The organism is Ideonella sp. FW305-24, from assembly GCF_058788035.1.
Genome location: NZ_JBYTAI010000001.1, coordinates 593,652 through 612,252 on the forward strand (window position 1 = coordinate 593,652; position 18,601 = coordinate 612,252).

Sequence of the window (18,601 nt, forward strand, 5' to 3'; positions counted from 1 at the left end):
AATTGTGCTCGCAGCGGCGATTCGCCAGCCGGATGGCCGGACAGCCACTTGGCGACCGTAAAATCAGGAACATGAACGCCTCATTCCGCCCGCGCCTGCAGTTCTGCGCCCTGTGTCTCGGCCTGCTTGCCGCCGGAAGCTGTCTGGCCCAGGCTGCCGCTCCGGCCGCCGCCCCCGCACCACTGACCGGCGCCGCCGCGCTCAAGCCGCTGCCGCCCGTAGAGGCCGCCGCGCCCACCAGCAAGGTGCCTGAACCGCAGATCCTGCACGGCGTAACGGAGGACGACGAGGTTCGCATCGAGGAACTGCGGGTGCGCGGCCAGACCCAGCGCATCACAGTGCAACCCAAGCACGGCAGCTTCCCGGCCTACGACATCGTGCCGCGCGACAACAGCCGCCCGCCGTCACAGGACCCCAAGGCCGGCCAGCGCGTCTGGCTGAGCCTGCCCTTCGATTTCTGAACGGCCGGCCCCGGCCTCCGCCCAGTCCCCCGCAGAACGGCCGTCGCCCGCCGTCTCACTCCCCATCTTCCAATCCTTCCGGGGCACCCAGCCACATGGCGGTCTACACCGAAGTTTCTGTCGAACAGGCCAATGCCTTGCTCGCCCAACTGGGCCTGGGCCCGGTGCTGGCGCTGCAGCCGATTTCCAGCGGCATCGAGAACACCAACTACTTCGCCACCACGGCCGAAGGCGAGTGGGTGCTGACGGTGTTCGAGCGCCTGGCCCATGACCAGCTGCCGTTCTACCTGCAGCTGATGCGCCACCTGGCGCGCGCCGGCCAGCCGGTGCCGGAGCCGCGCGCCAATGCCCAGGGCGAACTGGTGCACACGCTGGCCGGCAAGCCTGCCGCGCTGGTCAACCGGCTGGAGGGCGAAAGCCTGGACGCGCCGGACCTGCACCACTGCGAGCAACTCGGTGCCACGCTGGCGCGCATGCACCTGGCGGTGGCCGACTTCCCGCTGGCCCAGCCCAACCTGCGCGGCCTGGCCTGGCGCGAGGCCACTGCGCCCGTCGTGCGGCCTTACCTGGACGCCGACGCCGGCCGCCTGCTGGACGAGGAAATGGCCTTCCAGGCCCACCTGCACGCCTCCGCCGCCTACCAGGAACTGCCCTGCGGCGCGGTGCATGCCGACCTGTTCCGCGACAACGCGCTGTTCGCCGGCCTGCCCGGCCGTGAGCGCCTGAGCGGCGTGTTCGACTTCTACTTCGCCGGCACCGACACCTTCGTCTACGACCTGGCCGTGGTGCTGAACGACTGGTGCGTGGACCTGGACAGCGGCCAGCTGGACCTGCCGCGCGCCGAAGCGCTGCTGCATGCCTACAGCGCCGAGCGCCAGCCCAGCGGCAACGAGCTGCGCCTGCTGCCCGGCCTGCGCCGCGCCGCAGCCCAGCGCTTCTGGCTCTCGCGCCTGGCCGACTGGCACCTGCCACGCGAAGCCAGCCTGCTCAAGCCCAAACCGCCGCTGCACTTCGAACGCGTGCTGCGCGACGCCATGGCGCGCCCGTGGCACCCGGCGGCATGAAGGCGGCCTGAACCCATGCGACTGACCCTCAAGACCGTGCCGGCCCGGCAAGGCGCGGTGTGGATGCGGCAAGGCCTGGTCGAGTGCCTGCGCTTCCCGGTGCGCTACCTCACGCTGTTCCTGTGCTTCATGTTCGTGGCCGCGCTGGTCATGGCCTTGCCGCTGATCGGCATCGTGATGGTGGTGGCCGCCATCCCGCTGGTGAGCCTGGCCTTCATGATGGCCACCGTGGGCAGCCTGCGCGGCCAGCCGCCCTCGCCCATGGTGTTCATCGCACCGTGGCAGCAACTGCCTGCACCGCGGCGGCGTACCTTGATCACGCTGTGCCTGGCCTATGCACTGGCCATGCTGGGCAGCCTGGCGCTGTGCGGGCTGATCGACCATGGCGGGCTGCAGGCACTGGTCGTCGCCATGACCAGCGGCGCCGACGCGGACACGCTGGAGAAGCTGGCGCAGGCGCCCGGCGTCAGCGCCGGTGTCCTGGCGCGGGTGCTGATCATCAGTCTGCTGAGCGTGCCGTTCTGGCATGCGCCCGGGCTGGTGGTCTGGGGCGAACAAGGCCTCGCGCAGTCGCTGTTCTCCAGCACGCTGGCGATGTGGCGCAACAAGGGCGCCTTCCTGGTCTACCTGGCCAGCTACCTGGCACTGACCCTGGCCGTGACCCTGCTCGGCGGCCCGCTGACGGTGCTGCTCGGCGCCTTCGCCAGCCTGCTGCTGATGCCGCTGTCGCTGCTGCTGACCACCGCGTTTTACGTGTCCCTGTTCTTCACCTTCCGCGACAGCTTCGGTTCTGACACGGCTTCCGGCGACAAGGACGAGCTCTCAGGTCCCTGAACCCGCAGCAGCCACAGGCGCCGTGATGCGCGGGTCCACCCGCAGCTGCACCTCGCCTGACAGCCGCGCCATCTCGAAGTCGCGCTCCATCGCCACCAGCGCGTCGCCGTCTTCGGCCAGCGTGGCCTGCAGGCCGACCGCGCGGTCGCGGCCCATGGACTTGGCGGTGTAGAGCGCCATGTCGACCAGGTTCACGGCCCGGTCCCAGTCCAGGTTGACCTCGTGCTGCGGCAGCGGGAAGCAGGCGTAGCCCAGCGAGGTCGTGACGGTCAGGTCGCGGCCGTCTTCCAGCCGCACCGGCTGGTCGCCCACGGCGTGCAGCATGCGCCGCGCCAGCGCGGTCAGGCCCTCGTCGCGCAGGCCGGGCGCATAGACCAGGAATTCCTCGCCGCCCCAGCGGCAGACCAGGTCGTTCAACCGCACCGAGCTGCCCAGCCGATGTGCAATCTCGATCAGCACCGTGTCGCCAGCCTGGTGGCCGAAATCGTCGTTGACCCGCTTGAAGTGATCGATGTCCAACAGCAGCAAGGCGCCACGGAAGCCGCCATCGCTTTCCAGCGTGGCCAGCACCTCGCGGAAATGGCGCCGGTTGGCCAGACCGGTCAGCGGATCGCGCTCGCTCTGCACCTTCAGCAAGGCCTCGCTGCGGCGCAGTTGCTGGTTGGCGTCGCGCGCCCGCTTGAGCAGCAGCACCGCCACGCCGGCCACCAGCAGCAGCAGTGCCGCGGCCAGCAGCCAGACCCGTTCCAGCAGCGCCTGGGTCTGCAGCCGGGAGGCACGCAGCGCGTTTTCGCGGCCCAGCAGGTCCAGTTCGCGCTTCTCGGCCTCGCTGCGGTAGCGCTCGCGCTGCTGGGCCAGCGCGGCTTCGCGGTTACCCTTGTTGATGTCGGCCCGCAGCGCCTGCTCGCGGTGGTAGAGCTCCAGCGCCGCGTGGGTGTCGCCCAGCGCGGCCAGCGCGTCGGAGTCTTCGCGCAGCGCGCTTTCCATCGCCGCCTTGGCCCCCGTGTCCGACCACATCGCCAGCGCGTCCTCCAGGTCGGAGCGGCCTTGCGCCACCTGGCCCAGCTGCAGCCTGGCCAGGCCACCGTTGTGCAGCAGCGTGGGCTGGCCGCGCAACTCGTTGTGGCGCTTCATCACCGGGTAAGCTCGCTCGACCGCGGCCAGCGCCTCGCGCGCCCGGCCGGCGCGGCGCAGCAGGTCGCTGAGGCTGGCCAGCACCTGCGAATCCAGCCGCGGCGAGTTCAGCGGCTTGGCCAGCGCCAGTGCCTCCTGCATGGTGCGCAGGCCGCCACGATCGTCACCCTGCATCAGCGCCAGCCTGGCTTCGTTGTAGCGCACCCGCACCAACGCCAGCGCGCTGTCGCTGCGCCGCGCAATCCTGTCGGCCTGGACCATGATCCGGCGGGCGGCGTCCGCATCGCCCAGGGCCTGGCTGATCACCGCCTGGCCAGACAGGGTCCAGGCCTGCAGCAAGGCATCGTCGGCCCTGGCAGCCAGCGCCTGGGCGCGCTGGGTCAGGCCCTGTGCCTCGACCAGTGCGCCCTGGGCTTCGGCCCGCAGCCACATCAGGCGCAGCGCCCGCCACCAGGCGCGGTGTTCGCAGTCGGCCGGCGGCAGGCGCACGCCACAGGCCTGGGTGTAGTACACGTCGGCCGAACGCGCCTGTTGAGCGCCCATCTCTGCGTGGCCCAGCAAGTCCTGCAACAAGGCCTGGACCAGTGCCTGGTCAGCCTGGATCTGCGCATTGCGGCCATCGCTGTTCAGCAGCTGCAGCGCGGCAACCGCCGCGCGCACCTCGGCCTCAAGACCTGAGCGTGCCGCCACCAGGCCGCGCGTGCGCTGCAGCGCACGCTGCCACACCGCTTCCGGCACGCCCGCCGGGGCCGGCCCCTGGCTGGCGATCTCCGCCAGCACCTGCTCGGGCACGTCCTCGCCGCGCTGGACCCAGGCTTCCATCTGCTCGCCCATGCTGCGCAACGGGCTGATGTCGTCGGCCGTCAGTGCCTCGGGCACGGCTTGCGCCAGGCCGCAGCTCAGCGCGAAGGCCAGCGCAAGCAGCAGGTGCTGCAGGGATGGCGGCTTCATTGCGTCTGCCCCACGCCTTCGGGCCCGTGGAACTCGACCAGCAAGATCACGCCATCGCGCCAGGCGGCTTCCAGGTCCTTCATCCAGGCTTCGACCTTCTCCAGCGAATCGGCCGGCAGGCGGCGCACGCCGACCGCGCGGTTGCGGCCCTGCGTCTTGGCGATGTACATGGCCGAGTCCACCAGGTCGATGGCCACCGACCAGGGCACCTCCAGCTGGTGCGGCTGCAGCGGGAAGCTGGCAAAGCCGATCGAGCCGGTGATGGCGATGTGGGACGTGCCGGCCAGCACCGGCAGCGAAGCCAGCGCGGCCAGCAGGCGCTGGGCCAGCAGCTCGGTCTGCTCGGCCTGGCTGGCGGGCACCAGGATCATGAATTCCTCGCCACCCCAGCGCACCACCAGGTCTTCCTCGCGCACCACCGCCTTCAGCCGGCGCGCGACCTCGATCAGCACCGCATCGCCCGCGGCGTGGCCGAAGTGGTCATTGATGCGCTTGAAGTGGTCCAGGTCCAGCAGGTAGAGCGTGCCGCGCGCGTCGTTGGCCCGGTCGCCCTGCGCGGCCAGGCGCTGCAGGTGGCGGCGGTTGGCCAGGCCTGTCAGCGGGTCCTGCTCGGTCTGCACCTTCAGCCGCTCGTTGTTGCTGGACAGCGCGCGCTGCGTGGCCCGGGTGCGCAGGTAGACCAGCAGCAGCAGCACCACCGCCATGCCGCAGACCGCTGTGACCAGCGCCCATTCCCGGAAGCGCAACTCGCTTTGGCGCAGGGCCTCCTGCATCAGCTGGTTGTCGTCGGTCAGCAGTTCGCGTTCATGGCGGCGGCGCTCGGCGTCGAAGCTTTCCTGCAGCTCGACCAGCGCGCGCTGCTGGTTGCGCTGGAAAGCCTCCTGGGCCCGCTCGCGGTGCTGGCGGAAGGCGGCCAGCGCCTCGCTGTGGTAGCCCGCAGCCTCCAGGTAGGTGCCCAGGTCGTCCAGGGTCTCGGCCAGCGAGACGATCTCGTCGCTGCGCTGGTACTGCGACAGCGCTTCTTCCACCAGCGGCAGGCCCTCGTCCTTGCGCCGCATCGCGATCAGCGCCAGCCCGCTGTTGAGCTGGGCCAGTTGCTCGGCCTGCGAGAAGTGCATGGCCCGCGCCAGCGGCAAGGCCTGTTGGGCGGTGGCGTAGGCGGTCTTGTAGTCGCCCTGGCGCAGGTAGTAGTCGGAGATGTTGCCCAGGCCCAGCGCCTCGTCGCGCCGCGCGCCTGCGGTGCGGGCATAGGCATTGGCCTGCTTCAGGGTCTGCAGCGATTCGGCATTCCTGCCCTGGTCCGCCAGCAGCATGCCTTCGACCGACAGCACTTCGTTCAGCGACATCCAGTCATTGCCGGCAATCGCACGCTGCTTGGCATCTTCGTTGATCTGCCAGGCACGCTCCTGCTGGCCGGCGCGGAACAAGGTATAGGCCAGTGCATTCAGCAGCGAACTGGCGCGCCACCGCGCCGAGCGTTCGCTCAGGTGGATCGCGTCCTGGTAGAGCCGCACCGCTTCATCGAAACGGCCCAGTTCCTCCTTGATGCCGGCATGCGTGGACAGGCAGGCGATGCGCAGCAGCACCGAGGAGTTGCCATCCAGGCCACGCTCGGCCTCGTCGAGCAAGGCATCGGCGCGGGCCAGCGGGCCGGAGTTGCGCAGCAGGCCGGCACGCAGGCGGTCGGCGGTCACCGCGGCGTCGCGCTGCAGGCGGTCGTTGCCATCGCGGCCGATCTGTTCGACCCGGGCAATGACGGCATTGGTCGCGTCGACCTGCTCCATGTCCACGTACAGCACGCCCAGCGCCAGCAGCCCTTCCAGCAGATAGGCCGGTGGCAGGTCGGGCTTGGCCAGCAGGCGCTCCAGCTCGGCGGCGGCCTGGTCCGGCCGCGCCCTGCCCTGGTACTGCAGCCGCTCCAGCGGCTCGTCCGGATAGAGCGGCCGCTCATCGGGCGGGGCGCCGGCGCCCGCGGCCGATCCGAACCCGATCGCCAGCGTCAGCATGACGACGCAACCGCAAACAGCACGGACGAAGCGAGACATCATCGGATCAGGTTCTGGCGGGCATTCCGGAGGCTCAATCCACCGGCGTCAGCTTGGCGACCGACAGCGCCAGCCACTTCGGGCCGTGGCGGCCGAAATTGACCTGGGCACGGGCATCTTCGCCCTTGCCTTCCAGCGTGACGATCACGCCCTCGCCGAACTTGGTGTGGAACACACCCTGGCCGACCCGCAAGCCATGGCCGGCGGCTTTCGCGGCGCTGGCCTGCATGCTGGCCGGCACCGGCGGCATGGCCGGCGCGGCAGGCGGGTTCCAGCCTGATGAACGGCCTGCGCCGACAACGGAATTGAGCCCGCTGCCGCGCTGCCAGGCGGCCTGGTAGTCGCGTGCAAAGCCGGAGCCGAAACCCTGGTTGCGCGGCGTGAGCCACTTCAGCGCGGTTTCGGGCAGCTCGTCGAAGAAGCGGCTCTTGACGTGGTACTTGGTCTGGCCGTGCAGCATGCGGGTCTGGCTGAAGCTCAGGTACAGCCGCTGGCGGGCGCGGGTGATGGCCACATACATCAGCCGCCGCTCCTCTTCCAGCCCGTCGGCGTCGGACATCGCGTTTTCATGCGGGAACAGGCCTTCTTCCAGCCCGGTGATGAACACCGCGTCGAACTCCAGGCCCTTGGCCGAGTGCACCGTCATCAGCTGCACCGCGTCCTGGCCGGCCTGGGCCTGGTTGTCGCCGGCTTCCAGTGCCGCGTGCGTCAGGAATGCGGCCAGCGGGCTCATGATCTCGCCGGTCTCGGCGTCGGGCGTCATGTCCACCGCGGCCACGGCGTTGGGCAGGCCGGCGGCGCTGCCGTCGGCGATCTGGCCCGGGCCGTGTTCGTCCACCGGCAGCGCAATCGCGTCCTTGCCAAAGCCTTCCTGCGTGACAAAGGCCTCGGCCGCGGTGACCAGTTCTTCCAGGTTCTCGATGCGGTCCGCGCCCTCCTTTTCTGTGCGGTAGAAATCGATCAGCCCCGAGCGCTGCAGCATGTGCTCGATGATTTCGCGCAGCGTCAGGCCGTGCGTCTCATTGCGCATCGAATCGACCAGCGCATTGAACGCCACCAGGTTCGCGCCGCCCTTGCCACCGACCGCACCCACGCTCTGCCACAGGCTGCGGCCGCTCTGGCGCGCGGCGTCCTGCAACTGCTCCAGCGTGCGTGCGCCAATGCCGCGCGTGGGGAAGTTGACGACGCGCAGGTAACTGGTGTCGTCGTTGCAGTTCTCGATCAAGCGTAGGTAGGCCAGCGCGTGCTTCACTTCTGCGCGCTCGAAGAAGCGCAGGCCGCCGTACACCCGGTACGGAATGCTGGCATTGAACAGCGCCGATTCGATGACCCGCGACTGCGCATTGCTGCGGTACAGGATGGCCATTTCGCGCCTGTGCATGCCGGCGCGGTGCAGCTGCTGCAGTTCCTCCAGGATCCACTGCGCCTCGTTGAAGTCGCTGGCCGATTCCTGCACCCGCACCGGCTCGCCCGGCCCGGCCTCGGTGCGCAGGTTCTTGCCCAGGCGCCGGCTGTTGTGGCCGATCAGGTGGTTGGCTGCGTCCAGAATGTTGCCGAAGCTGCGGTAGTTGCGCTCCAGCTTGATGACGTGCTGCACGCGGAACTCGCGCTCGAAGTCGGCCATGTTGCCGACCTGCGCGCCGCGGAAGGCGTAGATGCTCTGGTCGTCGTCGCCCACCGCCATCACGGCGGTCTGCGGGCCGGCGAACATCTTCAGCCAGGCGTATTGCAGCTTGTTGGTGTCCTGGAATTCGTCGACCAGGATGTGGCGGAAGCGGCGCTGGTAGTGCTCGCGCAGCAGCGGGTCGTCGCGCATCAGCTCGTAGGTGCGCAGCATCAGTTCGGCAAAGTCGACCACGCCTTCGCGCTCGCACTGGTCCTGGTAGGCCTGGTAGATCTCGACCATCTTCTGGCTCTGGCCGTCGTGCACCACCACGTCGTTCGGCCGCAGCCCGTCTTCCTTGCTGCCGGCAATGAACCAGTGGACCTGCTTGGGCACAAAGCGCTCTTCGTCCAGGTTCATGCCCTTGATGACGCGCTTCACGGCGCTCAGCGTGTCGCCGTTGTCCAGGATCTGGAAACTCTGCGGCAGATTGGCCTGCTTCCAGTGGGCGCGCAGGAAACGGTTGCACAGCCCGTGGAAGGTGCCGATCCACATGCCGCGCACGTTGACCGGCAGCATCGCGCCCAGGCGCGTCAGCATTTCCTTCGAGGCCTTGTTGGTGAAGGTCACGGCCATCACGCCGCCAGGCGAGATCTGGCCGGTCTGCAGCAGCCAGGCAATGCGCGTGGTCAGCACCCGGGTCTTGCCGGAGCCGGCGCCGGCCAGGATCAGCGAAGCCTGCGGCGGCAGCGTGACGGCGGCGTATTGCTCGGGGTTCAGGCCGCGCAGCAGCGGATTGTCGTCCGGCAACGCCATGGCCGGCGGCAGGCCGGGCGGGAAATCGGAAGGGTCCTGAACGTGCATTTCGTTCATTCTAGGGATGCCTGGCGACCTGGCTGGAAAGTGTGCGCGACGGGAAAGCCCTGCTTGTGGCAGGCGCCACACTGCGTGCAGTGCGGTTTTGTATGCAAACGCGTAGACTCAGCGACCGGGCCCAAACTCTGGCGCCCGGTGCTGGTGAACCGCCACCGCCCCTTGCAGGGCGGCCTCGCGCGGCACCCGCCGGGCTCAGGTCAAGCGCTCGCAGCCCATGTCGGCACACTGCCTTCAACGCGCCGACACCCCTGGAGCTCCGAGAACAATGGACATCTTCGACTACGACAACGTGCTGCTCTTACCCCGCAAGTGCCGCGTGGACAGCCGCGCCCAGTGCGACACCGGCGTGGATTTCGGCGGCCGCCGCTTCAAGCTGCCGGTGGTGCCGGCGAACATGAAGACGGTGGTGGACGAGCCCATCACCGAATGGCTGGCCGCCAACGGCCACTTCTACGTGATGCACCGCTTCGACCTGGACAACGTCGCTTATGCCCGGCGCATGCGCGACAAGGGCTTGTTCGTCTCGATCAGCTCCGGCGTGAAGCCCACCGACCGCGAGGTCATCGACCGTCTGGCCGCCGACGGCGTGGGCGCGGACTACATCACCATCGACATTGCCCATGGGCACGCCGAAAGCGTGCGCCAGATGATCGACCACATCAAGCACAAGCTGCCGCAGGCCTTCATCATCGCCGGCAACGTCGGCACGCCCGAAGGCGTGATCGACCTGGAAAACTGGGGTGCGGACGCGACCAAGGTCGGCATCGGCCCCGGCAAGGTCTGCATCACGCGGCTGAAGACCGGCTTTGGCACCGGCGGCTGGCAGCTCTCGGCGCTGAAGTGGTGTGCCCGCGTGGCCACCAAGCCCATCATTGCCGACGGCGGCATCCGCCACCATGGCGACATTGCCAAGAGCGTGCGCTTCGGCGCCGCGATGGTGATGGTTGGCTCGCTTTTCGCCGGCCTCGAAGAGTCACCTGGCACCACGGTCGAGGTCGACGGCCGGCGCTACAAGGAGTACTACGGCTCGGCCAGCGACTTCAACAAGGGCGAGTACAAGCACGTCGAAGGCAAGCGCATCCTCGAACCCGTCAAAGGCCACCTGGCCGACACGCTGCGCGAGATGCGCGAAGACCTGCAAAGCTCCATCAGCTACGCCGGCGGCGTGCAGCTGACCGACCTGAGGAAGGTCAACTACGTGATCCTGGGCGGCGAGAACGCAGGCGAGCACCTGCTGATGTGAGGCCCCCAAGCGAAGGATTCGCGCCCGCCGCTTGCTGCACTATCATGCCCCGCACGCCTCCGACGAAGAGCGGTGGCGGCAAGCTTTGAGGGAGGGATCGCATGAGCAGCATCGACAGGAACAATCCTTTTGCGCCGCCGGAAGCGGTGGTGGCGGACATTGCCGAAGTCACCGGCGCCGGTGAACTGGCGGGGCGTGGAACCAGGTTGGGGGCCGCGCTCCTCGATGGCGCCATTTCCGGTGCCCTGACTTACGGCGCATCCAAGGCCATCGGCGTGGCCTGGCTCTCGGAGGACACCTCGCTCACGCGGCTGTTCCCGCTCTACCTGGCCAGTTTCGTGCTGTTCACGCTGGTCCAGGGCTGGTTCCTGCACACCCGCAGCCAGACCATCGGCAAGATCGCGCTGGGCATCCGAATCAAGCGCAGCGACGGCAGCCATGCCACGATCGGCCGCACGCTGGGGCTGCGCATTGGCGTGATGTGGCTGGTGGCGATGATCCCGGTGCTTGGCCCCCTGCTCAGTCTGGCAGACTCGTTGTTCATCTTCGGCAAGTCCCGCCGCTGCCTGCACGACTTCATCGCCGACACCATCGTCGTCAAGGCCTGAGCGCGTGGCTGCTGGATCCGTGCTGCTGGACACGCTGCATCAGGTCGAAACGCCCGAGGGCATCACGCTGGCGCTGCGGCCGGCGGGCCTGCCGGCGCGCGGGCAGGCCTATGTCATCGACCTGCTGATCCGCATGGTGGTGATGGGCACGCTGGCGGCCCTGCTGGCCGCGCTGAAAGGCTTCGGCACCGGGCTGTGGTTGGCCACGGCCTTCCTGGTCGAGTGGTTCTACCCGGTGCTGTTCGAGCTGATGCCGGGTGCCGCCACGCCGGGCAAGCGCATCGTCGGCCTGCAGGTGCTGATGGACAGCGGGCTGCCGGTCACCGCAGGCGCCTCGGTACTGCGCAACCTGTTGCGGGCGGTCGATTTCCTGCCGATGGCCTACTTCGCGGGCTGCATCTCGATGCTGCTGCGGCGCGACTTCCGCCGCCTGGGTGACCTGGTGGCCGGCACGCTGGTGGTCTATGCACCGGCCGCGCTGAACACCCAGGCCACTGTGGCGGGACCGGCACTGCCGCCAGCCCGACCGCTGACAGTCGCACAGCAGACCGCCGTGCTGCACCTGGCCGAGCGCCAGCGCCGGCTGACACCGCAACGCCTGGACGAACTTGCCCTGCGACTGGCACCCTGGCTGCCGCTGGACCCGCACCCGACCCAGGCCATGTCGGCTGGCGAACGCCTGCTGGCGCTGTCGCGCTGGTTGCTGGGCCAACGCGAAGCAGCACCTGCCAGCCCGTCCACACCCCCGACGGGCGACATGCGGGCCGGCATGCGATGACACCTTTCGACTTCGAGCAGGCCCACCAGGCCGACTGGCGAGCGCTGGAGCAGCAGCTTCAGGCAGCCCAGCGCGGCCGCCGCAAGGTCAAGCGCGGCGAGTTCGCCACCGAGACCGAAAGCTTCGACGCGGCGCGGCTGGCGATGCTGTACCGCCGCAGCTGCGAGCACCTGGCGCTGGCGCGCAGCCGCAGCTACCCGATTGGCCGCATCCAGATGCTGGAGTCGCTGACGCAACGCGCGCACCAGCTGATCTACCGGCCCAGCGGCGGCGGCTGGGGCGCCTTGCGCACGATGCTGCGTGACGCGGTGCCCGCAGCAGTGCGCCACCACCGCCGCCACCTGCTGCTGGCCACGCTGGCCTTTGCGCTGCCGCTGCTGGCCATGCTGGCCGCCACGCGCTGGATGCCCGAGCTGGTGCTGACGGTGATGGACGCCGGCCAGACCCAGCAGTACGAGCAGATGTACGCGCCCGACGCCCAGCACGTGGGCCGGCTGCGCAGCGCGGGGGACGACGTGACCATGTTCGGCTTCTACATCGGCCACAACATCGGCATTGCGTTCAAGTACTTCGCCAGCGGGCTGCTGCTGGGCCTGGGCAGCCTGTTCTACCTGCTGAGCAATGGCGCGCAGATCGGTGCGGTGGCCGGCTACGTCACGGCCATCGGCCACGGCGGGCAGTTCTGGCCGTTTGTCGCCACGCATTCGGCCTTCGAATTGACAGCCATCGTGATCTCGGGCGCAGCAGGGTTGCGGCTCGGCCAGGCCGCGCTGATGCCTGGCCGGCTGCCGCGCGGCGCCGCGCTGGCCCAGGCCGGCCGAGACAGCTTGCCGCTGGTGGCCGCCACCATCGTGCTGCTGCTGCTGGCCGCAGCCACCGAGGCCTTCTGGTCCAGCGCGGCCTGGGTGCAGCCGGGCGTGAAGTACACCGCTGCCGCGCTGTGCTGGCCGCTGGTGATGGCCTACCTCGCCGGCCGTTTCGGCGCCCGGCCGGTGCAGGACCCGCATGCAGACTGAGCAACTGCAACTGGCGCTGCGTCCGCGGCCGGCCATGGAGGCGCTGGACCTGGGCCTGCGCCTGACGCAGCAGCACATGCGCCTGCTGTTGCGGTTGTATGCACCCATCGCCGCGGTGGTCGGCGGGCTGTGCCTGCTGGGCCTCCTGGTCTCGCCGTGGCTGCCCGGCCTGCTGCTGGTGCTGCTGCAACCCTGGCTGGACCGGGTGCTGCTGCAGGTCTTCTCGCGCGCCGTCTTCGGCCTGCCCAGCCGGCTGGCCGACGTGTTGAACGGCCCGCTGCTGCTGCGCCCTTCGCTGCTGCCGGGCCTGCTGGTGGCGGCCTTCTCGCCCTGGCGCGCTTTCACGCAGCCGGTCGCGCAGCTCGAAGGCCTGAAGGGCGACGCCGCGCGCCAGCGCCGCAAGCGCCTGCTGAACGGCCAGCATGGCCGGGCGATCATGGCGCAGCTGAGCTGGGGCGTGCTGACCTACTGGCTGCTGCTGGGCCTGCTGTGGCTGCTGTTCTCGCTGAACCCGTTCAGCGGCAGCGAGAACCCGATGCTGCGGATGGGCCGGGACAGCGCCGAGCCGGTCATCGCGGTGCTGCAGGTGCTGGTATCGCTGCTGCTGGAGGCGCCGTTTGTTGCCGGCGGCTTCATGATGTACCTCAATCGCCGGGTCGAGCTGGAGTCCTGGGACGTGGAACAGGAGCTGCGCCATGCGTTTGCGCATTGATGCAGCCGTCGCCCTTGCCGGCCTGCTGGCCTGCGGCGGCCTTCAGGCGCAGCCGGCACCGCCCTCGCCTGCGGCCTCCGCACCCACCGTCACGCTGGCCGCGGTGCGCGCTGCCACCGAGGCGATGAACCGCGATCCGTTGCTGCATGCCGAGGAAACCCGGCGCACGCTGAAGTTCGACTGGGAATCGAAACCCAAGAAGCAGGACAAGCCATCGCCTGCACCGGACTGGTTGATCACCCTGGCCGAGTGGCTGGCAGGCGCCGGCCGCCTGCTGGCGTGGGCGGGCGGGCTGCTGCTGGTGGCGCTGGCCTGCGTGCTCGGCTGGCGGCTGTGGCAACGCAGCATGCCGACGCTGGCTGCGGCGCCAGTGGCGCCGAGCCACGTCGGCAGCCTGGACATCCGGCCCGAGAGCCTGCCCGAACCGCTTGGCCAGGCTGCAGCCGCGCTGTGGCACCAGGGCGATGCGCGTGCGGCGCTGGCACTGCTCTACCGCGGCGTGCTGTCCCGTCTGGTGCACCGGCACGGCGTGGCCATCGTCGCGGCCAGCACCGAAGCCGAGTGCCTGGCGCTGGCCTCGGAGCGCTTGTCGCCCACCGCCATCGAGGCCTTGCGGCAGCTGATCGACGCCTGGCTGGAGATCGGCTACGCGCACCGGCGGCCCGACGAGGCCCGCGTGCTGGACCTCTGCGCCCGTTTCGACGCGCTGTTCGGTGCCGGCCTCGCAGCCCAGGCCGCTGGCGGTGCACTGCGGGCGGCCACGGCATGAGTTCCATGTTGCGCCGGAGCCTGCCATGGCTGCTGCTGCTTGCCGTGCTGCTGGGCGCCGGCGCGCTGCTGGTGCGCTACACCAGGTGGGAAGAAAAACGCGTGCCGCTGCCGCCTCAGGGCGAAGCCGAAACCGACCGCCACTACCAGTTGCGCCACTGGCTGGCCAAGCAGGGCGTGACGCTGCAGACACCGGGCGAACTTGGCACCTTGCCGCCGGTGACCGACACGCTGGTTCTCACCTCGCCGCTGTGGGACGTGCGCCAGTCGCGCGAGCAGGACCTGAAGCGCTGGGTCGAGGCGGGCGGCCACCTGGTGCTGTTCCCCAACACTGACGAGGCGATGCTGAAGCTCAACCCGTTGGGCATTGAAGAGACCAGCGAATGGCGGCTGCAGCGGGAACAACGCAAGGCCGAGGCCAAGGCCCGCGCCGCTGCGTCGGGCCACCCCGCGCCGCCGGAAAAGTCGGACGACGAGGACGAGGACGATGAAGACGACGAGGAAGACGCCGCCCCTGCCACGCCTGCTTCCGGCCCCGCACTGCCGCGCGTTCCGCCGCCACCGAAATGCGACTGGACGGCCAAGGACGCCGGCAAGCAGCCGTTTTTTGCGGAACTGCCGATCTACCAGCTCTGCCGCTCGCCCGGCACCGTTTTCAAGAGCCGCGACCTGCCCACCTGGGGCGTTCGTGACGACCTGGGCTGGCGCGCGCTGCGCCTGCCCCTGGGCCACGGGGAACTGACGCTGTCTGCCTGGTACCCCAACCTGGACAGGCCGGAACTGATGAAGCATGACCACGCGCCGCTGCTGGCCGCGATGCTGAAGCTGCGGCCCGGCCGCCAGGTCTGGCTGATGGGCTCGGCCAGCCTGCCGGCGTTGCCGAGCTGGCTCTGGCAGGAAGCAGCGCCAGTGCTGCTGCTGGCACTGGCGGCACTGGTGCTCTCGCTGTGGCGCGCGCTGCCGCGCTTCGGTCCGCTGCGCCGGCCACCACCGGACCGGCGGCGTTCGCTGGCCGAACAGGTGCGCGGCAGCGCCGGCTTCCTGCTGCAACACCGCGCCGAGGCGCTGCACACCGCTCAGTGCCGCGCGCTGGCCGAAGCCGCACGCAAGCTCGCGCCAAGCGCCTCGGTCAGCAGCGCGCTGCCCGACCCCGTCACGCTGGCGCTTGCCACCGGCCTGTCGGCCTCGGCCCTGGGCAAGGCCATGGCGCCTGCGCAACGCAATACCCGCCGGCTGGCACAAGACCTGATGCTGCTCGAAACCGCCCGCCGCCAGCTGGTCAGCCTCGCGGCCAAGGGCCACACGGCACCAACCCATCTTCAAGATTCCCCGCAGAAAGCAAGCCCATGAGCCTGGACACCGAAACCCTGCAGCAGGCGCGCGCCGACCTGACGCTGCTGCACACCGAAGTCAGCAAGGCCCTGGTCGGCCAGGGTGCGGCCATCGAGCAGACGCTGATCGCGCTGCTGGCCTGCGGCCACGTGCTGCTGGAAGGCGTGCCCGGCCTGGGCAAGACGCTGCTGGCGCGCGCGCTGGGCAAGGCCTTGTCGCTGGACTTCGCCCGCGTGCAGTTCACGCCGGACCTGATGCCCTCGGACATCACCGGCCAGGCCGTGCTGGACGAGGGCAAGCTGCGCCTGCGCCGCGGCCCGGTGTTCACCAACCTGCTGCTGGCCGACGAAATCAACCGCGCGCCGGCCAAGACCCAGAGCGCGCTGCTGGAGGTGATGCAGGAAGGCCAGGTCACCGTCGAAGGCAAGAGCCTGGCGCTGCCGCAGCCCTTCATGGTGCTGGCCACGCAAAACCCGGTCGATTCCGAAGGCACCTACCTGCTGCCCGAAGCCCAGCGTGACCGTTTCCTGCTGAAGATCGACATCGGCTACCCGAGCGCGACCGACGAGGTTGCGGTGCTGCGCCGCGCCACCCAGGACCAGGCCGGCGACGCGCTGCCGCTGCAGAACCTGCGCCCCTGCCTGACCCGCGAGCGCGTGCATGCGCTGCAGGCGCTGGTGGTTGCCGTGGCAGTGGACGACGCGGCGCTGGACTACGCCGTGCGCATCGTGCGCGGCACGCGCGACCTGCCGGGCCTGAGCATGGGCGCAGGCTCGCGCGGCGCGATTGCGCTGGTGCGCATTGCCCGCGCCGCCGCGCTGCTGGCGGGCCGCGACCATGTGGTGCCGGACGACGTGAAGCGCCACGCCGTGGCCGCTCTGCGCCACCGCGTGCAATTGTCGGCCGATGCCCAACTGGACGGCCTGCAGGTGGACGACCTGTTGGCCGAATGGCTGAACCGCGTCGAGGCGCCGCGCCGGTGAGCCTGTCGCCATCGTCCTCGCTCAAAGGCCCGAAGCTGCGCTGGCTGCCCGGCCAGCGCGCACCGTGGGCCTGGCTGGCGCTGGCCGGTGCGGCGGCGCTGACACGCCTGGCCGGGTTGCAGGGCCAGGCCCTGGCGCTGGCCGCAGGCGGCGTCGCCCTGCTGCTGCTGGGCTGGATGGTGCTGGACGGCTGGCAGGCGCAGCGCGCACTGCGCCGGCACCCGGTCAAGCTCAGCCGCCGCGTGCCGCGCGCGCTGGCGCTGGGTGTGGCGCAGACCGTGCAGCTGCACCTGGGCCACCAGGGACCGGTGAACTGGCAGGCGGAAGTGTTCGACGGCATCGACCCTGGCTTCGACGCCCAGGGCCTTCCGGCCCGGCTGCCCTTGGCTGCAGGCAAGGTGCGGACGCTGGACTACCAGCTCGTGCCGCGCCACCGCGGCGCGGCCACCTTGGGCCGCACCCAGCTGCGGCTGCGCTCGCCCGGCGGCTGGTGGACGCTGGCCTTCGAGCTGGGCGAAGAGGCGCCGCTGAAGGTCTTCCCGAATTTCGCAGCACTGGCCCGCTACGCCTGGCTGGCCAGCGACCAGCGGCTGGCCGAAATCGGCGTGCGCAGCGCCGCCAAGCGCGGGCTGGGCAGCGACTTCCGCCAGCTGGCCGACTACCAGCCCGGGGACCCGGTGCGCCACATCGACTGGAAAGCCACCCAGCGCCGCGGCAAGCCCGTGGTGCGCCAGTACCAGGACGAGCGCGACCAGCGCGTGGTCTTCCTGCTGGACTGCGGCCGCCGCCTGCGCGCCGACGACCGCACCGGTGCCCACCAGGCGCAGCATTTCGACCATGTGCTCAACGCACTGGTGCTGACCGCCCACGTGGCGCTGAAGGCCGGCGACGAAGTCGGCCTGATGACTTTCGCCCACGCTCCAGGCCAGGCCCGCCGCCTCGCGCCGCGCAAGGGCCAGGCCGCGCTGGACGGCCTGCTGGCCGCACTGCACGACCTCGAACCCAGCACCGAACACCCCGATTACCAGGAAGCCGCCCGCGCGCTGATGCGTGCGATGCCGCGCCGCGCCCTGGTCGTGGTGCTGACCCACTTCCGCGACGAAGACGGCGGCGAACTCGCCCCGGCGCTGCGCCTGCTGCGCAGCCGCCACATCACCGTGGTCGCCAACCTGAGAGAACCCATGCTGGCCGAACTCGCCAGCCAGCCACTCAACGGCCAGCAAGCCGTCGCCGAAGTGGCGACAGCCCACGCCTTCGAACAAGCCCGACGCGACGCCCTGCGCCGCCTGCCCGACCCGCAGGGCCTGAGCCTGGACGTGCCCCCCGCCGAACTCGCCAGCGCACTGGTCAGCCGCTACCTGACGGTCAAGCGCAAGCAACTGCTCTGACCGCGCTGTGCTTTCGCCGGCAGGACAAAGGGCCGAGATCCGCATGGACAACGCCGCGGCATGAGCGCAAGGCCCAGCGGGCGACCGGCAGCCCCGTCTTATTCCGTCCTGGGAATCGAGCGAGCCTGCCGTGCTTTGATCAGGTCGATGAAGCGCAGCCGGATTGCTTCAAACAGCCCATGTGGCAACAGCCCATGAGCCAAGCTGTCGGGGTTGCCTGGCGTGGTCGGCCGTAAGTCCGGACCCGGCCAGATGAACCGATTGGCCTCGGTCAGCACGACCCAGGAACGCTCACCGTCCAGCCCAAGACGCCGTTTGGTATCGGGCGGGATCTCGATGGCAAGGGCAAGGTCGGTCGGCAGTGCATGGGTGATCGGCAGCACCGTCACCACCTTGTTGCCTTCCTCGCCCGTCGTCACCAGGATGACCGCGCAGGGGCGGTCTTTGACGCCTTCTTCCTGACCGCGCGCATGTTCGGTCGACCAGAGGTAGCTGTAACGGATGACGAGGCCGGGGACCGGGGCGGGAAAGGCCATGCGTCAAGCGCCCAACTCACCGTCGAAGCCCTTGGCTGCCTCCGGCGCGCGCACCGCTTCAAGCGCCGCCAGGTCAGCGGCAGTGAAATCGTCAAGGGCCATGACCTGGCGATCCCGGCGCTTCAGGCGGTGGTACTCCTCCGCCGAGATCAACACCGTGCGCTCACGCCCGTGATGCGTGACCGCCACGCCCTGGGTCAGTGCCACGTCCTGGTAACGCGCAATGTTCCGCTGGAACTCTGACGAGGTGACTTTGAGCATGTCTGTGC

General features: G+C 69.7%; 17 protein-coding genes. 12 read left to right on the forward strand and 5 right to left on the reverse strand.

Annotation, left to right across the window (positions count from 1 at the left end):
* The first annotated feature begins 71 nt into the window (after nucleotides 1–71).
* From AC3WR5_RS02610 to AC3WR5_RS02620, 3 genes are all read left to right on the forward strand, one after another.
* Complete coding sequence (locus AC3WR5_RS02610; RefSeq protein ID WP_492481619.1) at nucleotides 72–461, forward strand: hypothetical protein; 390 nt, start codon at nucleotides 72–74, stop codon at nucleotides 459–461.
* A 95-nt stretch (nucleotides 462–556) separates the two neighbouring features.
* Nucleotides 557–1,525, forward strand: a complete 969-nt coding sequence (locus AC3WR5_RS02615; RefSeq protein WP_492481621.1) for a homoserine kinase — start codon at nucleotides 557–559, stop codon at nucleotides 1,523–1,525.
* A 15-nt stretch (nucleotides 1,526–1,540) separates the two neighbouring features.
* Nucleotides 1,541–2,359 (forward strand): BPSS1780 family membrane protein, encoded by an 819-nt coding sequence (locus AC3WR5_RS02620; protein WP_141289945.1) that lies wholly within the window; start codon nucleotides 1,541–1,543, stop codon nucleotides 2,357–2,359.
* Here the strand turns inward: AC3WR5_RS02620 and AC3WR5_RS02625 are convergent.
* The 3 genes from AC3WR5_RS02625 to AC3WR5_RS02635 are packed head-to-tail and all read right to left on the reverse strand — an operon-like array spanning nucleotide 2,348 to nucleotide 8,908.
* The gene (locus tag AC3WR5_RS02625; protein WP_492481622.1) at nucleotides 2,348–4,444 is read right to left on the reverse strand and encodes a GGDEF domain-containing protein; all 2,097 of its coding nucleotides are present in this window, start codon (nucleotides 4,442–4,444) and stop codon (nucleotides 2,348–2,350) included. The two genes, AC3WR5_RS02620 and AC3WR5_RS02625, sit on opposite strands and share 12 nt — an antisense overlap.
* A complete protein-coding gene (locus AC3WR5_RS02630) occupies nucleotides 4,441–6,489 on the reverse strand; it encodes a diguanylate cyclase domain-containing protein (protein WP_492481624.1) in 2,049 nt (682 codons plus the stop codon). Before AC3WR5_RS02630 ends, AC3WR5_RS02625 begins: the two co-directional genes overlap by 4 nt.
* A 34-nt stretch (nucleotides 6,490–6,523) precedes the next feature.
* Nucleotides 6,524–8,908, reverse strand: coding sequence for a UvrD-helicase domain-containing protein (locus AC3WR5_RS02635; protein WP_231012312.1), 2,385 nt, complete (start codon nucleotides 8,906–8,908; stop codon nucleotides 6,524–6,526).
* Nucleotides 8,909–9,233: 325 nt separating this feature from the next.
* Here AC3WR5_RS02635 and AC3WR5_RS02640 point away from each other — a divergent pair, with 325 nt between their 5' ends.
* From AC3WR5_RS02640 to AC3WR5_RS02680, 9 genes are all read left to right on the forward strand, one after another.
* Entirely contained in the window at nucleotides 9,234–10,211 is a 978-nt protein-coding gene (locus tag AC3WR5_RS02640; RefSeq protein WP_492481626.1) for a GMP reductase, read from the forward strand.
* Nucleotides 10,212–10,312: 101 nt separating this feature from the next.
* Nucleotides 10,313–10,819 carry an RDD family protein gene (locus tag AC3WR5_RS02645; protein WP_492481628.1) on the forward strand — a complete coding sequence of 169 codons (507 nt, stop codon included), beginning with the start codon at nucleotides 10,313–10,315 and terminating at the stop codon, nucleotides 10,817–10,819.
* A gap of 4 nt (nucleotides 10,820–10,823) precedes the next feature.
* Nucleotides 10,824–11,597, forward strand: coding sequence for an RDD family protein (locus tag AC3WR5_RS02650; protein ID WP_492481630.1), 774 nt, complete (start codon nucleotides 10,824–10,826; stop codon nucleotides 11,595–11,597).
* On the forward strand, nucleotides 11,594–12,613 hold the full coding sequence (locus AC3WR5_RS02655) for a stage II sporulation protein M (RefSeq protein ID WP_492481632.1): 1,020 nt from the start codon (nucleotides 11,594–11,596) through the stop codon (nucleotides 12,611–12,613). The genes AC3WR5_RS02650 and AC3WR5_RS02655 overlap by 4 nt, the downstream gene beginning before the upstream one ends.
* Nucleotides 12,603–13,325, forward strand: coding sequence for a hypothetical protein (locus tag AC3WR5_RS02660; protein ID WP_492481634.1), 723 nt, complete (start codon nucleotides 12,603–12,605; stop codon nucleotides 13,323–13,325). The genes AC3WR5_RS02655 and AC3WR5_RS02660 overlap by 11 nt, the downstream gene beginning before the upstream one ends.
* Nucleotides 13,309–14,094, forward strand: a complete 786-nt coding sequence (locus AC3WR5_RS02665) for a DUF4129 domain-containing protein (RefSeq protein WP_492481636.1) — start codon at nucleotides 13,309–13,311, stop codon at nucleotides 14,092–14,094. Before AC3WR5_RS02660 ends, AC3WR5_RS02665 begins: the two co-directional genes overlap by 17 nt.
* Nucleotides 14,091–15,443: a hypothetical protein gene (locus tag AC3WR5_RS02670; protein WP_492481638.1), complete on the forward strand. Its 1,353-nt coding sequence runs from the start codon at nucleotides 14,091–14,093 to the stop codon at nucleotides 15,441–15,443. Before AC3WR5_RS02665 ends, AC3WR5_RS02670 begins: the two co-directional genes overlap by 4 nt.
* The gene (locus AC3WR5_RS02675; protein WP_231012221.1) at nucleotides 15,440–16,408 is read left to right on the forward strand and encodes an AAA family ATPase; all 969 of its coding nucleotides are present in this window, start codon (nucleotides 15,440–15,442) and stop codon (nucleotides 16,406–16,408) included. Before AC3WR5_RS02670 ends, AC3WR5_RS02675 begins: the two co-directional genes overlap by 4 nt.
* Nucleotides 16,375–17,796, forward strand: a complete 1,422-nt coding sequence (locus AC3WR5_RS02680; RefSeq protein ID WP_492481640.1) for a DUF58 domain-containing protein — start codon at nucleotides 16,375–16,377, stop codon at nucleotides 17,794–17,796. The genes AC3WR5_RS02675 and AC3WR5_RS02680 overlap by 34 nt, the downstream gene beginning before the upstream one ends.
* A gap of 98 nt (nucleotides 17,797–17,894) precedes the next feature.
* On the opposite strand, the gene AC3WR5_RS02685 is transcribed toward AC3WR5_RS02680, so the two are convergent.
* Both AC3WR5_RS02685 and AC3WR5_RS02690 read right to left on the reverse strand, forming a co-directional pair.
* Nucleotides 17,895–18,332: a growth inhibitor PemK gene (locus tag AC3WR5_RS02685; RefSeq protein ID WP_492481642.1), complete on the reverse strand. Its 438-nt coding sequence runs from the start codon at nucleotides 18,330–18,332 to the stop codon at nucleotides 17,895–17,897.
* Nucleotides 18,333–18,335: 3 nt separating this feature from the next.
* The gene (locus AC3WR5_RS02690) at nucleotides 18,336–18,593 is read right to left on the reverse strand and encodes a type II toxin-antitoxin system Phd/YefM family antitoxin (protein ID WP_141286764.1); all 258 of its coding nucleotides are present in this window, start codon (nucleotides 18,591–18,593) and stop codon (nucleotides 18,336–18,338) included.
* Nucleotides 18,594–18,601: the final 8 nt, after the last annotated feature.

Excerpts from the sequence above, each read along its gene's own strand:
- AC3WR5_RS02660 (WP_492481634.1), top strand. The coding sequence starts at position 12,603 with ATGCAGACTGAGCAACTGCAACTGGCGCTGCGTCCGCGGCCGGCCATG.
- AC3WR5_RS02645 (WP_492481628.1), top strand. The coding sequence starts at position 10,313 with ATGAGCAGCATCGACAGGAACAATCCTTTTGCGCCGCCGGAAGCGGTG.
- AC3WR5_RS02675 (WP_231012221.1), top strand. The coding sequence starts at position 15,440 with ATGAGCCTGGACACCGAAACCCTGCAGCAGGCGCGCGCCGACCTGACG.
- AC3WR5_RS02640 (WP_492481626.1), top strand. The coding sequence starts at position 9,234 with ATGGACATCTTCGACTACGACAACGTGCTGCTCTTACCCCGCAAGTGC.
- AC3WR5_RS02670 (WP_492481638.1), top strand. The coding sequence starts at position 14,091 with ATGAGTTCCATGTTGCGCCGGAGCCTGCCATGGCTGCTGCTGCTTGCC.
- AC3WR5_RS02665 (WP_492481636.1), top strand. The coding sequence starts at position 13,309 with ATGCGTTTGCGCATTGATGCAGCCGTCGCCCTTGCCGGCCTGCTGGCC.
- AC3WR5_RS02620 (WP_141289945.1), top strand. The coding sequence starts at position 1,541 with ATGCGACTGACCCTCAAGACCGTGCCGGCCCGGCAAGGCGCGGTGTGG.
- AC3WR5_RS02685 (WP_492481642.1), bottom strand. The coding sequence starts at position 18,332 with ATGGCCTTTCCCGCCCCGGTCCCCGGCCTCGTCATCCGTTACAGCTAC.
- AC3WR5_RS02690 (WP_141286764.1), bottom strand. The coding sequence starts at position 18,593 with ATGCTCAAAGTCACCTCGTCAGAGTTCCAGCGGAACATTGCGCGTTAC.
- AC3WR5_RS02635 (WP_231012312.1), bottom strand. The coding sequence starts at position 8,908 with ATGGCGTTGCCGGACGACAATCCGCTGCTGCGCGGCCTGAACCCCGAG.
- AC3WR5_RS02615 (WP_492481621.1), top strand. The coding sequence starts at position 557 with ATGGCGGTCTACACCGAAGTTTCTGTCGAACAGGCCAATGCCTTGCTC.
- AC3WR5_RS02680 (WP_492481640.1), top strand. The coding sequence starts at position 16,375 with ATGGCTGAACCGCGTCGAGGCGCCGCGCCGGTGAGCCTGTCGCCATCG.
- AC3WR5_RS02630 (WP_492481624.1), bottom strand. The coding sequence starts at position 6,489 with ATGTCTCGCTTCGTCCGTGCTGTTTGCGGTTGCGTCGTCATGCTGACG.
- AC3WR5_RS02655 (WP_492481632.1), top strand. The coding sequence starts at position 11,594 with ATGACACCTTTCGACTTCGAGCAGGCCCACCAGGCCGACTGGCGAGCG.
- AC3WR5_RS02610 (WP_492481619.1), top strand. The coding sequence starts at position 72 with ATGAACGCCTCATTCCGCCCGCGCCTGCAGTTCTGCGCCCTGTGTCTC.
- AC3WR5_RS02625 (WP_492481622.1), bottom strand. The coding sequence starts at position 4,444 with ATGAAGCCGCCATCCCTGCAGCACCTGCTGCTTGCGCTGGCCTTCGCG.